Annotated in this window: 16 protein-coding genes; 8 read left to right on the top strand and 8 right to left on the bottom strand. The window is 35.6% G+C overall.

Going from position 1 to position 13174, the window contains the following annotated elements; genetic code table 11:
- Positions 1 to 11 precede the first annotated feature (11 nt).
- Positions 12 to 587 carry a TetR/AcrR family transcriptional regulator gene (locus NSU17_RS06190; RefSeq protein WP_340704594.1) on the top strand — a complete coding sequence of 192 codons (576 nt, stop codon included), beginning with the start codon at positions 12 to 14 and terminating at the stop codon, positions 585 to 587.
- A gap of 68 nt (positions 588 to 655) precedes the next feature.
- Positions 656 to 1375: a glycerophosphodiester phosphodiesterase gene (locus NSU17_RS06185; protein WP_168411887.1), complete on the top strand. Its 720-nt coding sequence runs from the start codon at positions 656 to 658 to the stop codon at positions 1373 to 1375.
- A 350-nt stretch (positions 1376 to 1725) separates the two neighbouring features.
- On the opposite strand, the gene NSU17_RS06180 is transcribed toward NSU17_RS06185, so the two are convergent.
- Positions 1726 to 2754, bottom strand: a complete 1029-nt coding sequence (locus tag NSU17_RS06180) for a DUF2804 domain-containing protein (protein ID WP_168411886.1) — start codon at positions 2752 to 2754, stop codon at positions 1726 to 1728.
- Between the two features lie 214 nt (positions 2755 to 2968).
- On the opposite strand from NSU17_RS06180, the gene NSU17_RS06175 reads away from it, so the two are divergent.
- Complete coding sequence (locus tag NSU17_RS06175) at positions 2969 to 3502, top strand: amidase domain-containing protein (protein WP_340705485.1); 534 nt, start codon at positions 2969 to 2971, stop codon at positions 3500 to 3502.
- A 148-nt stretch (positions 3503 to 3650) separates the two neighbouring features.
- Positions 3651 to 4247, top strand: a complete 597-nt coding sequence (locus NSU17_RS06170; protein WP_016838786.1) for a nitroreductase family protein — start codon at positions 3651 to 3653, stop codon at positions 4245 to 4247.
- Positions 4248 to 4357: 110 nt separating this feature from the next.
- On the opposite strand, the gene NSU17_RS06165 is transcribed toward NSU17_RS06170, so the two are convergent.
- The gene (locus NSU17_RS06165) at positions 4358 to 5131 is read right to left on the bottom strand and encodes a LytR/AlgR family response regulator transcription factor (RefSeq protein WP_340704593.1); all 774 of its coding nucleotides are present in this window, start codon (positions 5129 to 5131) and stop codon (positions 4358 to 4360) included.
- A 15-nt stretch (positions 5132 to 5146) separates the two neighbouring features.
- Complete coding sequence (locus NSU17_RS06160) at positions 5147 to 5788, bottom strand: sensor histidine kinase (RefSeq protein WP_157782654.1); 642 nt, start codon at positions 5786 to 5788, stop codon at positions 5147 to 5149.
- 1084 nt (positions 5789 to 6872) lie between these two features.
- Here NSU17_RS06160 and NSU17_RS06155 point away from each other — a divergent pair.
- Positions 6873 to 7727, top strand: a complete 855-nt coding sequence (locus NSU17_RS06155) for a fructosamine kinase family protein (RefSeq protein ID WP_340705484.1) — start codon at positions 6873 to 6875, stop codon at positions 7725 to 7727.
- A 134-nt stretch (positions 7728 to 7861) separates the two neighbouring features.
- On the opposite strand, the gene NSU17_RS06150 is transcribed toward NSU17_RS06155, so the two are convergent.
- Positions 7862 to 8389 (bottom strand): DUF2179 domain-containing protein, encoded by a 528-nt coding sequence (locus tag NSU17_RS06150; protein ID WP_016838790.1) that lies wholly within the window; start codon positions 8387 to 8389, stop codon positions 7862 to 7864.
- 508 nt (positions 8390 to 8897) lie between these two features.
- Here NSU17_RS06150 and NSU17_RS06145 point away from each other — a divergent pair.
- The 3 genes from NSU17_RS06145 (at position 8898) to NSU17_RS06135 (ending at position 9863) form a co-directional block, all read left to right on the top strand.
- Positions 8898 to 9083 carry a hypothetical protein gene (locus NSU17_RS06145; RefSeq protein WP_232019902.1) on the top strand — a complete coding sequence of 62 codons (186 nt, stop codon included), beginning with the start codon at positions 8898 to 8900 and terminating at the stop codon, positions 9081 to 9083.
- Positions 9084 to 9086: 3 nt separating this feature from the next.
- Positions 9087 to 9215 (top strand): hypothetical protein, encoded by a 129-nt coding sequence (locus tag NSU17_RS06140; protein ID WP_340704592.1) that lies wholly within the window; start codon positions 9087 to 9089, stop codon positions 9213 to 9215.
- A 75-nt stretch (positions 9216 to 9290) separates the two neighbouring features.
- Complete coding sequence (locus NSU17_RS06135; RefSeq protein ID WP_340704591.1) at positions 9291 to 9863, top strand: methyltransferase family protein; 573 nt, start codon at positions 9291 to 9293, stop codon at positions 9861 to 9863.
- A gap of 85 nt (positions 9864 to 9948) precedes the next feature.
- On the opposite strand, the gene NSU17_RS06130 is transcribed toward NSU17_RS06135, so the two are convergent.
- From NSU17_RS06130 to NSU17_RS06115, 4 genes are all read right to left on the bottom strand, one after another.
- Positions 9949 to 10845 (bottom strand): DMT family transporter, encoded by an 897-nt coding sequence (locus NSU17_RS06130; RefSeq protein WP_340704590.1) that lies wholly within the window; start codon positions 10843 to 10845, stop codon positions 9949 to 9951.
- Between the two features lie 347 nt (positions 10846 to 11192).
- Complete coding sequence (locus NSU17_RS06125; RefSeq protein WP_340433379.1) at positions 11193 to 12089, bottom strand: Rpn family recombination-promoting nuclease/putative transposase; 897 nt, start codon at positions 12087 to 12089, stop codon at positions 11193 to 11195.
- Between the two features lie 339 nt (positions 12090 to 12428).
- On the bottom strand, positions 12429 to 12602 hold the full coding sequence (locus NSU17_RS06120) for a hypothetical protein (RefSeq protein WP_340704589.1): 174 nt from the start codon (positions 12600 to 12602) through the stop codon (positions 12429 to 12431).
- An 11-nt stretch (positions 12603 to 12613) separates the two neighbouring features.
- Positions 12614 to 12916, bottom strand: coding sequence for a hypothetical protein (locus tag NSU17_RS06115; protein ID WP_340704588.1), 303 nt, complete (start codon positions 12914 to 12916; stop codon positions 12614 to 12616).
- Positions 12917 to 13174 lie beyond the last annotated feature (258 nt).

Raw genomic sequence — 13174 nt, 5'->3', positions numbered from 1 at the left:
ATAATAAAATCATGCCGAAAATTGTTGACCATGAAGAAAGAAGAAAAATCATCGCGAAAGCAACTTGGAATGTAATTGCACGGGAGGGGTTAGGAGGTGCTTCAGTTCGTTCGATTGCAAAGGAGGCGAATCTTTCATTAGGAGCTGTTCGTCATTATTTTCAAACGCAAGAAGAACTGTTGGAGTTTGCGATGCAGCTCGTTCAAGAACAAGTAACAGAACGAATAATGGAGCACATCCAAAGCCCGCTTCCTCCTAAAGAGCAAGTGCTCAATATATTAATGGAGTTGATTCCTCCTGAAGAAAAGAAAATAGAAATGCAAGTATGGCTAGAGTATATCTCCTATAAAATTCGCAAAAAGGAGTTACAAAAAGAATCAGTGCATGAAGCTATTGTGGGGATTTTACATCGTTTGCAAAAAGCGGGTTTATTAAAAGAGGATATCCTTTTGGAAGAAGAAATTGTTTTGTTGCATGCGTTAATTGACGGAATTGCTTTACATATTTTAATGGGGCTGGTTCCAATTGAAAGAGGCCGCATACGCTATTTATTGGAGAAAGAGTTGAATCGAATTTTTGTGGAATAGTTGAATGAAGAGTGCAAGACAGCCTACATGAACAAAGTGAATCACATCTATGTGAAGGGAGTTACTTCATGCACATTTTTGCCCATAGAGGCTATTCATCAAAGTATCCTGAGAATACACTCGCGGCTTTTAAAGCGGCGGCAAAGCTGAAGATTACCGGTGTCGAGTTGGATGTTCATCTTACAAAGGACAGAAAAATTGTTGTCATTCACGATGAAAAAATTAATCGAACGTCCAATGGAAAAGGATACGTTAAAGACATGACGTTGGAAGAATTGCGGAAGTTTGATTTTGGTTCTTGGTTCCATCCAAAATTCCAGGGCGAAAAAATCCCTATATTAGCGGAAGTGCTTGATTTATTCAAAGATACTCATCATAAGATAAATATTGAATTGAAATCAGATAAATTTCTCTATCCAGGGTTGGAAGATCTTGTCTTACAAGAAGTAGATCAATTTCAATTAAGAGATCGGGTCATTATTTCTTCCTTCGATCACGAAGCTGTTAAGCGAATGGCAGAGCTAGCACCAGATATTGAAACGGCTCCGTTGTTTTCTTACAGCATATTAAACATGAAGTGGTACCGGACTTTATTTCCAGCAAATGCTCTTCATGTAGCATACAGGGCAGTGAGGCGACGTCCTGTATTGGAGGCTTTGAAAGTTGGGATACCTATTAGGGTATATACAATCAATGATAAAGAACAAGCGAAAATGTTACTGCATTTAGGAGTGGCAGGAATCATTACGGATTGTCCAGAAGAACTGTATGAAGTTCTAAAGAAATAATTAATAAAGCAAACCTCTTTGAAAGAGTCGAGATTCAAAGAGGTTTTTTCTATTTTCAAGATTGAAAAGGTAACTGGAAGAGAAAAATTGGTGAAATTGTGATGGAACAATTAGGTGGGAAGAGCAAGGTAAAAGTTTCCAATTCTATTTTGGCGAATGAAAATAAACAATTAATCATGTAAATTAAATGAAAAAAGAGCCTAACCGAAAAGTGCCAAACTTTTGGTCAGGCTCAAATTCTTTTATTCAATCTTTTCGTGCGGTGGTTTACATCGTTGCAATTGTTTTGTGAAAATACGTAAGCGTCAGTCAGTAGAAAAGCATCAACATAAGCTTTTAATTCACTTTTGTTACCACTTAGCAACATGTTCCTCAATGCAGCCTAACATTTGTTGAATGATGAGGGTACTTCCATCTTCCAATTTGACTTTACCGTTATAATAGCCAACTAGCTGATGCACTTCTGATTGCACAAGCTTTAAATCCGTTTTTGCTACCCTTTCAAAAAATGGATGGAATGTGAGCATAATGGAGTCGGTAAACTTTGTTGTAATGTACCAAGGTTTTTTGAAATTAGAGCGATCATATTCAAAAATGACGTCTTCATGGATTTTTGTCATTTTTCCATCTACGAATACAGCGTTTTCCGTCATGCCTGTACCGTCCGTCCACTTACCTCCAAAATTTAACCCTACTCGCTTATTGCGAAGTCGCTGGGAAGCATTTGCCCAATTCCATATCACTTCCCGTGGCCAGACACCTCTTCCAAAATCCAATACGCTAAAACATTCTTCCTCATGAAACTCATATCGCTTATTTCCAAGTTTGATAAATCCTTTCGTCGGCAGTATGTGATGCTTTGCGGTAAATTGAAAAGTGTGGCGGTTCCATGGCACGACGACATTCAACGATTCGTCGCCAACAGGATGCAATATCTTCAAATTAACATTTAGGGGCTCGTTATCAAAGTTATCGCAACTGACCGCTAGCAATGTTTGATTTTGAAAATAAGAGATATTGACATTGATTTCGCTGTTTGTAAATCGAATTGGTTCAAGTACACGAGTTGGCATTTTTAATTTTTTTACAACGCCTAATGGAATTGTAACGGTTTTTTCAAAGAAACGTTGAGTTTCATATTCTAGAAAGTAAATAAAGCAAGAAACAGCGTAATCAAAATGACAGATCGTAACAGAAAATAATACATCTTCTCCGTAACAACACCAATAATTCCATTTCTTCTTTCGCATAAAATGTCCAGATAAATTACATTCGATAATTGGTTTTCTAGCATAACCAATAGCAGCAGGATTTAAATTTCCCTTTTTATCGCATAAACTAGTCCACTCAAAAATTTCTCTTTCAGCATGCTGCACCAATGTCAACATCCTCTCAATCCATAATTCAAAAGAATTCCCTAATAAATATATGATGAAATTTCAAAAATTTACCATGAAAATAATGTGGATACATAGATATTCATAAATAATATTGTATCAGAATTTTACAATTTTTTCTTGATTAGAACAATATGTAGGAAGTTCAGAAAACAGCGATTTATTCATAAGATGATGGAAAAAAGGAGGTAAGAAAATAGCAATTTATTACAATCGGCAAGCAGCTGTCGATTATGCAAGAACTTGGTGGGATTCGTTTAATCCAAATTATCCTATTTTTACAGTGGATTGTACAAATTTTTTATCACAAGCGCTGCGTGCAGGAGGAGCTCCGATGTCAGGTTATCCGAATCGAAACAAGGGTTGGTGGATTACGGATGGCTGGAAAGTTGGAGCGAGAGAATACTATTATCCAAATGAAACATGGAGTTATAGTTGGGCGGTTGCTCATAGTTTAAGATGGTATTTGGAGAGTTCTAAAGCAGGGTTAACGGCTAAGCGTGTTTATACTCCTTCCGAATTAGAACCTGGAGATGTAATTTTTTATGACTTTCAAGGGAATGGAGTCATCGATCATAGCACTATTGTGACAAGCGTGATTGATGGTGTTCCTTACGTTCATGCCCATACAGGACCTAGTGCGGACCGACACTATGATTATTCCAATTCATATGCCTATACGCCAAATATACAATATTATTTCTTTAAAATAGATGATATATTCTATTAACGTTTTCGACCGAATAGGAAGTGTGTTATATAATAAAGAATAGAGGCTCTAATAATGGATATTTAAATTCAACAAGTTTTGTGATAAGGTTGTTTGGAGATAAACGTAATAAAGTTCAACCTATATTTTTAAGGAGAGTAATGAACGAATGAATGAACAAGCGTTAACGGTAAGAGAAGCCATTATCGGAAGACGATCGATTAAAAAATTCAACGGACAGCCTGTAGATCGAGCGGATTTATTGCAAATTATAGATGATGCCGTTTGGGCGCCAAATCATCAAAACCGTGAACCTTGGCGACTTGTCGTGGCATGTGGTAAAGAACTGTTCCAACTTCATGATTTACTGCGCAATACAACGATTCCGGATTGGAGAACGCTTTCGGAGGAAGAAGTAGAAAAACGCATGCAAAAATTCACAACACCAGGTGGTTATGTGTTTGTGATTGTTCCAGAAGACCCTCGCCAAAAGGAACGATTAGAAGACTTTGCAGCAGCATGTGCACTCATTCAAAATATGATGCTTCTAGCATGGGATTACGGCATTGGATCTTGTTGGAAAACTCCGGAATTTTTAGATAAACCAGATTTTCGTAAAGCACTAGGAGTAAAGCCTGGAGAACGAATTGTAGGCATGGTGCAATTTGGTTATTTTGATGAACTGCCAAAAGGAAAAGATCGTAAAAAATCTGACGAGATTGTGACAATTTTTGGTGAGAACGAAGAAGAGCATAAAGAAGAATAGATGCAATGATTAAAATACGAAAAAAATGCGCCTCCGATTTGGTTAATGCAAGCAAAACAATTCGGAGGCGCTGATTTTTTAATCAACCTGACGACTTAAGGTTAAGTGGATCAAGCTTCGATTTTCTGTTTTTCTAAACAATTGCATAAAAATTCATCTAACCGTCTTTGCATAAGACGCAAATTGCGATGAGAAACTTGGCATATACCGCCATTTGTCATAATGACAATGCGCTCTTTTTTATTTATTTCTTTTACATGCTGTAAATTGATGACGTAACTTTTGTGGCATCGGAAAAAGCGGTCATCAATTTTCTCAATTTCTTTTAGTTTCCCATAATACTCATAACAGCCATTTTTTTCATAGAGCATGATTTTATGAATGATATGGGATGTTTCAAAATAGTAAATATCGTCCAATAAAATATTTTTAATTTTTTCTCCTATTTTAATTTGGAAAATGGGTTCTTCCTTCGATTCACCCAGTTGTTTATAACGCTCGAAGGCCACTTTTAAAGCATCGATAATTTGTTTTGATAGTAGAGTGGGGCTATCTTTTACGATAAAGTCCAATGCAGCGATTTTATACGAAAAAGTAAGTTGAAGTTGATCTGCGTGTTGTGTAATAAAAATAATGTTGGTCAATGGATCTTTTTTGCGTATTGCAGCAGCTAACTCTAAACCCCTCATCTTTTCATTATTTAGCTCAATGTCGAGAAAATAACAATCCCCTCGTTGCTCTTCAATAAAACTTAACACATCCTCGGCATGCCCTGTAGATAATACAATTTCTATACTAGGTTCATGAAAAGTTGAATATTTTAAAATTTGAGATTGAATAAATTGTCGATGTTCATAGTTATCTTCACAAATTACAATATTCACACTCGGCACCTCCGTCTAGCGAAATTCTAATTCTTGGATAAACCATCCATTTTCGATGCGAGTATTCATAGTTGCATTCGGGTATTTATGCAATAGTTTTCTTACATTGACAAGTCCGATTCCGCGTCCTTCCCCTTTTGTAGAATAATATCCTTTAAATAATAGATTCATATCCGGCATTTCATCAAAAGTATTTTTTATGACAATTAACATTGATGAAGGAGTTTGAATGAATCCAATTTGAATTTGTTTAGTAGATGCTTTTTCACTTGCTTCAATTGCGTTATCAATTAAGATTCCAATGATTCGTGATAAGTCAATCATATCAGCGGGAGCTGTATGGACCTCTTCCGGAATTTCTAGATGAACATTTATCCCTAATTGTTCAGCAATGAGCAGTTTTGAAGCGATTAACCCCTTTAACTCCATGAGCTTTAAGTTTTTAATTTGGCAAAATGCTTTGTTGGTTAGGAGTGTTTGCTGTTCTACTTTTAAGATTCGAGATTGGAAATAATGTTTTAATCCTTGTATGTCTTCTGTTTCGATAAATGTTTGCAGTGTAAAGAGGATATTAGCATAATCATGGCGAAAATGCTTCATATCTTCATTAATTGTTTCAAGAGCAACAATATAGTTTGACAACTGATTCTGTTTCATCATTTCCATCTTTAAATGCTGATTTTTGTGGAATTGACGTTGCAACAAATACAGCACTGTCAATAGAATAACGAGATACAAAAATTGTGTAAAAAAATAAACATATATCCAAAAACTATCTATCATTAATGTGCTAAAAAAAATGTTTATCAGAAACACCATGAATGAGGAACATAAAATAAAAAAAATAAATAATTGCATATTCATAGTGAAATTAGTAAATTCAATTCCTTTATTTAATCGCTTGAAGAAAATATATACAAAGATTACATTTAATAGAATCATAAAAACATGCTCTAGCCAAGCGAAAGCGTTTAACACAATTGGCAACATGAAAATTTTCGTTAGAGAGTATGAAATCATTTGTCCAATAATTAGTAATAACACATGATAGAGAGCTTTAGTTGTTCTCGTAATATAGAAAAATACAACACAAATCGTAATGAATGATATAAAAATCCAAACCCAAACAGGAAAAAAATAATATGAGATGAGGGAGGGAAGCACAATAAAAAGCATGATATAAAATACATTTTTTAATGAAAAACTAATGTTTAACGTATAATGAAGGGCAATAATCGTGTATAGAGTCCCAATCAGCCCTAAACTATATTGGATAATATGAATCTTCCTCTCTAAAGGAAAAAGTAAATTTCCTAGAGTATCTATCAAAATATTTATTTTCGGAATTTTATAATTTCATAATTTTTCAATTTTTATGGGATAAATATACTATCATAATGATAACAAATATAAAAAGATATTCATAAGAAAACTCATAATCGTTCTATTTAACCTCATTAACGTTATTGATAATCAGTTGAAAATCAACGAGATTATAGAGTTTATCTATATTGGAATAATAAGGAAGGAAAATATAAACAATCCCAAAAAAAGTAGTGAAAAAGAACTGTGATTATTATTTCAGAAAAGATAATTTTATATGGGTGAAAGACTTGACTATATTGTTTGTATCTTAAAAAAGAACATTAGAAAAGAAACCGTAGTAATTTTGATTTATTATTTTTATATGAGGATAGTATTAATCAATAGAACAATGATAAGGGTGGTCAAATTGATTACGATGATAAAAAAAGGATTACAAACGATTTCACCCCACGAAAAAATTCAAGAAATTCATCCAGTATCCGGCGGCGATATTAATAAAGCTTATTATGTGCTAACAAATCAACATGAATATTTTGTAAAGCTGAATCAACAAATGAATATCGGCTTTTTCCAATTTGAAGAGCGCGGGCTAAAGATGATTCAGGGGACCGGTACAATCAATGTACCAAATGTATTAGGTTGCTTAGAAATAGAAGGCATTCCCATGCTTTGGCTAGAGTGGATTGAAGGGAAAAAGACTTATGAAACGGATGTGCTATTAGGAGAACGTCTAGCAGCACTTCACCTTGCCGATGCAAAAGGATATGGTTTAGAAGGGGAAAGTTATATTGGGAAGTTGCCGCAACAAAATCGATTGATGGATGATTGGGTGGAATATTATCGGGACGTGCGTTTAGTTGGCCAATGGAAGCGGGGAAAAGATTCAGGTACGATGGGACAGACACGCGAAAAAATGCTTGTAAAACTGATGGAGAGATTAGATGAGTGGATTCCGAGAACACCAAAGTCTTGCTTATTGCATGGGGATTTGTGGGGAGGTAATTGGATGACGGGTCCGGAAGGGGTTCCGTATTTAATTGACCCTGCAATCCTATTCGGAGATCATGAAATGGAACTTGCTTTTACGGAATTATTCGGTGGTTTTTCTCGACGATTTTACGAGGCATATCAATCGGTATTTCCGCTTTCACCAGAATATGAAGAGCGCAAAGAATTGTATCAACTCTATTATTTATTAGTACATTTAAATATGTTTGGGGAATCATATGGTCCATCGGTGGATCGCATATTACGCCGATATGTAGGATAAAAGCATATTATAGGAGTGTCTAGAAAGTCGTATAACTTTCTAGACACCCCCACTTGTCCAATAATCTTTTACTCTTTGCTTCTGCGGTTGTCGAGACAAGATTCCGCAATCTTCGCTGTCTCAAAATGAATTTGTTATGAATGATTTTTATGTTTTTTCATTCGATCAACAAGGAAACCGCCTTTAAAGGATTTCGGTTCATAGGAAATAATGAATGCTTTTGGCTCGATGGAGTTAACGAGTTCAAAGAGCTCTTTCTCACGATTTCGTTTTGCTAAAATCTCATATTTGTAACGTTCGCTGTCTCGTCCTTCACCAACGTAGGTTGTAACAGCAAAACCGTTGGAGCGGAGTGTATTGATTAATTCATGGTTTTTCGTTTGAGTATTGATGGTTACATACACGTAACCAATCGCTAATTTATTTTCAATTTTCGTTCCTAAAAAGATACCTAATCCAAAGCCGACTGCATATACAATCATTGCAAGAAAACTTTGATCCCCGCTGAATACGAGGGAAAGCCCAAAGACGTAAATGAGCATTTCTAACGTTCCAATCATTGCTGCTAGGAACGTTAAGTTTTTGACTAAAAAGATTGTGCGCAATGTAAGCAATGGAACATAAATCAACTGTAAAACTAAGATGAGGAGAATATTTGTCATCCTTAATCCCTTTCTTTAGCGATTATCGATTTTAGTATTGTACTCATAACTAGGTATTGTCTAAGATTCTTATATCCATTGTAGCTAAAATGCAAAGAATTTCCTGATTGTGTCAATCATTTGAGTGAAAGTGTTTCTTCAGTGAATGATTTTAATCCGTTTCCGCTAATAATATTGATATTAACAGAAGATAAAATGTTTTGTAAGAAGAGAGTGACAATAAATGAGTAAATTTGAATGGAGAAAACATTTAAAAGACTTTACTTGCCCGGCACGCAACCAACCACTATTCATGTGCCACCAATGAAATTTTTTACGATTGATGGCAAGGGAAATCCGAACGGAAACCATTTCAAGAACATATCGAAATTCTTTATGCTTTATCCTATGCGATTCGAATGATGCCGAAAAAGGGGATTACGCCGGAAGGGTATTATGAATATACCGTGTTTCCATTGGAAGGGCATTGGGATTTGGATGAAGAGGGGAGAACGAAAGATTAGATTATTTGGATAAAAATCATCTCGTGTATAAATTAATGATTCGGCAACCGGATTTTGTAACGGAAGAATTGTTTCAATATGCGCGGGATACGGTGAAGAAGAAAAAACCGGATTTGGATGTCAACCAAGTTCAATTTGAAACGATTTCGGAAGGGTTATGTGTACAAGGAATGCATATCGGCAGTCGATGATGAATGGGAACTTTCGAACGGATGGAACCGTATTGTGCAGAAAATAACTTAAAGCGGGAAGAAAAAAAACATAAAGAAATCTATATTTCAGATCCGAGAAAAACGGCACCGGAAAAATTAAAAACAGTGTGAAGGTTTAAAGTGGAAGAAATGAAATAGGGGAGTATCAGGTTTTTGTAGCCATGGGATAAAAAAGGTGAGGCTGCGGTGCAAGGATATTTTGCAATTTTAACATTGCTTTCATTGATTATATTGGTCATTATTCGTGCGAAAATGCTTGGGAAAAAGGGAATCAAAGTGTTTCGATTCGGAGAGCTGGATAAGAAGGATTTCTTGATTCCGCCTTTTGCATTATTGTATTTCTATCTCATTTTCGCCGAAGTGTTCGGTTTTCCGAAATTAGGCGCAAGGCTGTTTTATAACGGGATTGTCAGTTGGGTTGGTGTCGTTTTATGTATATTGGGAATAATGTTATTCTTGTGGAGCTTAATTTCATTCGGGAAAAGTTTCAGGGTCGGGATTGATGAAGAAAAGCCTGGTGAACTCATCACAAAAGGGGCTTTTGCGATTAGCCGCAATCCCATTTATACATCTTTTGGAATGGTATTAGCAGGGATATTTTTCATCATGCCAAACTGGATAAAATTATTGTACGACTTAGCTGGAGGATGGCTTTTTAATCGGCAAGTGAAGTTAGAAGAGGCATCTTTGAGAAAAATATATGGGAAAAATATGAAGAATACTGTAAAAGAGTTCGGAGATATTTATAAGATTGGCTGATTAAAAGAATGATAGAGGGGCATAACAGAAAGTAAATGAAACTGCAATGCCCATTGATTTTATTTGGCATGAAAAAGAAATATTTTTATTTATTTAATGAAGTTTCCAAGGAGCCAGCCTCCATCTTCCTGCTGCTAGTCCAGTTCACTAAGAAGATTCCAGTAAATATGCAAAGACCTCCGATGGTCACATACCAATTAATCGTTTCATCTAATATTAACCATCCAGAAAGAACCCCGAAAAATGGTGCCAAGAACAAAAAGGCGCTAGTTTTGCCGGGATCGCCTTTTTGAAGCAAATAAAACCAGCCTGCAAATTGGACGATGGATGCCATAATGGCGAGCCACAATACGATAGAAATGGATGTGCCGGTTATTCGGAAGTAGGGATTTTCTAAAATCAGACTTCCCATTAACAATATGATGCCGCCAAATAACATTTGATAGGCCGTCAATACCCATGTATTAAATTCATTTCCCCATTTTTTTATGAGCAATGTGCCAATTGCCCATGAAACTGCAGATAGATAGGCGAGAATCGACCCGATTTCAAAACTTAACTTCGCCCCAAGGGTTATGAATACGCCAATAAAACCTAATATCACACCTGTCCATTGGCGTAGGCTATACGATAATTTCATAAAAATCGTTCCAAAGATAACGACTAAAAGTGGGTTCATAAATGTTAATATGGAAGATTGCCCCGCTGAAATTGTCCTTAAGCTGAGAAAGATACATGACATAACGCCAGCTGTTTGAAAGGAACCGATGACAGCGATTTTGATCCATTGGAAAAAGGCTTTAGGATGAGGGATTCTTAATAATCGAACAGCGATGGCCATAATCACTCCTGCTAAAGAAAAACGTATGCCGACTAATAAAAGCGGTGTTGTATATGAAAGGCCAATCTTACCGATAGCAAAAGATGAACCCATTAAAAAGGTTGTTAAGATGACTAACATGCTAAAAAGCCATTTGTTCATCTAAAATCCCTCCCCATAGACTGATTTATCATTAAGCAATCATAGGATATAAATTTAGAAGATTATTAATATTCAATAAATTAAAATCAAGAGATAGACTATCATTACATATTCGTATTAGTCAACTAGTAGACATTGAGAAATATGAACAGAGGGGGATAAAATATTATGATTTCTACGTTTCTATAGATATTTGGTAAATTGTAGAGGGAAGATTAGAGAACGAAGGCAAAAATAAAAAGCGTTGCAAAAACGAACGCCTTTAGAACCATCAGTCCAAATAAATAACCCCATCATCGACAATAGTTTATTTCAACAGAACAACACGCATGCTTTGAAGAATATAACTACCTTAATTCTTGAATCTCCTTCAGAGATAGCCCAGTGATTTTTGAAATGGATTGGATATCCATTTGTTCTGCAAGCATTTTTTTTGCAATTTCCATTTGCAGCTTTTTTGCTCCTTTTTCAAAGGCTTCATCTTCCCGACGTTTTGCTTCCCGCACTTCCACCTCCTCTTCAAGTGTTTGTTTCAAGCGTTCCTCATAGACTTCCATTTCATCTTTTGACTGGCTTAACTCTTTCCAACGATTCAACGCTGCTCGAATGTGGTCATCCCTTAAAGAGATTAGATCTAACTCTTTATAAATGTCGTTATATACATTTCCATTGCGATGGTCAACGATTGCGAGCAGTAAAAGCCATCTTGCCTTTGCGTCGTTCCAAGGATCGATTTTTTTCGCTTCAAAATTCCGTATTATTTTTGGATATTCGATGAAATGCAATTCGAATACATCGGGGAGGGGAGTGCTAGTATGTTTCTCTTGCAAAAGATAAACCGTATGAAAGTTTTCGGTTTGATTGAATAATTCATAGCTTAAAAGATTGATGAAAATAACAGGTTGCAAGTCGTTTTCGCTTTGTTCTGCATAGGCTTTCGTTGCGTAATAAAGAGAGCGTTTTACAATATCGAAACGATTAAAAAAGTTAATTAATATATGCATTTTTTTGCTGTCTTTTGTTATACCGATAAAATGGACGGGTGCTAGTATATTTTCTTCATAAAAGTAATTGGATGGAACGGTGATGCGTTGAATCTTTTGTCTCGGCTCTCGGTTCAGGATCTCATTTAAAAAAGTGAGCGTCACGTTATGATGCTGTTCCCAGCCAATCACCTTTTGGAAGGCAATATCAATTTTCAAATCCATCAATTTTTGAAGAGCTGCTTTTTTATAGTTGCTCAAACTCATCACCTCGGAATCAGGAATTCTCTTACACTACTTTATCGTTTAATGATTGGTGCTATGACAGCGGTCGTCGGCAGATATAAATAAATCCAGATGTCCTTTGGTAGTTGTGTTTATCAAGGTTTACAGGATGAAACCGTAAATGGATATAAGTCGAAATGGGAATGTAAATTTCAAGCTTTCTTTGAGAGGTTGATGTACTTTGGTGCAGTCGTTACGAAAGAACAAGTGAGGGGTTTACTTTTATTTTAAAGCTACATCCATTGTAATGATATGGATGTTTCCACAGTATAAAATAAAAAAGCGCGGTTTCAACGGCCACGCTTTTTTGTAGTTTTAACTTTGTTTCGCTTGAACTTTTTTCTTCCGCCAAGGTTTTAAGTACGAAATAACGAAGATGAAAATGGTTACGGTGATTTGGAAGAACACTGCAGATTGCATGACCTTATGGTTTTGAACGAAAGTTGGATTGCTGATTGCCATTTCTCTTTGCTCTTCCAACATTTCCATATTTCTCACCATTAATTCGTCAACAATAAAAATACCGACGATTGTTTGGATGATATATAGAACAAATTTAACGCCAACCCATCGATGCTTAAAAATCCCCAATTGGTGAAAAAACCGTAAACAAATCCGATTAATAAAGTCCCTACAGCACCCAATCGAACGATATAATCGCTAAGGATAATCATATTTTTATAGCCGAGATAGGATTCATCATATTTTGTGAAATCAATATGTAAATTTAATACCATCGAACTTAAAATGCCTCCGAAAAAGACTACTACTAGAAACACATGGATGATTTTTAACCACTTCATGTCTTTTGAGCCCATTTTTTTCTATTATTAAACCTCCGAGTTGCTTAATGGATGAATGATTATTAACACAAGAATGATTATAGTAGGAACATAATAAGCTTTTAATGAGCGGCAGGTGTATTTTTCTCTACATCTATGGTCTTACGCAAGCCGTATTGAAAGAGTGGAGTCATGACTCTATCAATCAATGAACTTATACATTCTGTTAAATAAATTCATTTTGTTGTTTACTATCTGTCCATTACATTTTCATTCCGT

It is taken from the genome of Ureibacillus sp. FSL K6-2830, from assembly GCF_038004145.1.
Lineage (GTDB): Bacteria > Bacillota > Bacilli > Bacillales_A > Planococcaceae > Ureibacillus > Ureibacillus thermosphaericus.
Note: the sequence above shows the minus strand (reverse complement) of the source record. Positions and strands in the feature narration are given on the sequence as shown.

Coding starts and splice junctions, on each gene's coding strand:
- NSU17_RS06120 (WP_340704589.1), bottom strand. CDS start 12,602: ATGGAAATGTTGGAAGAGCAAAGAGAAATGGCAATCAGCAATCCAACT.
- NSU17_RS06170 (WP_016838786.1), top strand. CDS start 3,651: ATGAATGAACAAGCGTTAACGGTAAGAGAAGCCATTATCGGAAGACGA.
- NSU17_RS06160 (WP_157782654.1), bottom strand. CDS start 5,788: ATGAAACAGAATCAGTTGTCAAACTATATTGTTGCTCTTGAAACAATT.
- NSU17_RS06115 (WP_340704588.1), bottom strand. CDS start 12,916: ATGAAGTGGTTAAAAATCATCCATGTGTTTCTAGTAGTAGTCTTTTTC.
- NSU17_RS06140 (WP_340704592.1), top strand. CDS start 9,087: ATGGGAACTTTCGAACGGATGGAACCGTATTGTGCAGAAAATAACTTA.
- NSU17_RS06185 (WP_168411887.1), top strand. CDS start 656: ATGCACATTTTTGCCCATAGAGGCTATTCATCAAAGTATCCTGAGAAT.
- NSU17_RS06130 (WP_340704590.1), bottom strand. CDS start 10,845: ATGAACAAATGGCTTTTTAGCATGTTAGTCATCTTAACAACCTTTTTA.
- NSU17_RS06190 (WP_340704594.1), top strand. CDS start 12: ATGCCGAAAATTGTTGACCATGAAGAAAGAAGAAAAATCATCGCGAAA.
- NSU17_RS06150 (WP_016838790.1), bottom strand. CDS start 8,389: ATGACAAATATTCTCCTCATCTTAGTTTTACAGTTGATTTATGTTCCA.
- NSU17_RS06155 (WP_340705484.1), top strand. CDS start 6,873: ATGATAAAAAAAGGATTACAAACGATTTCACCCCACGAAAAAATTCAA.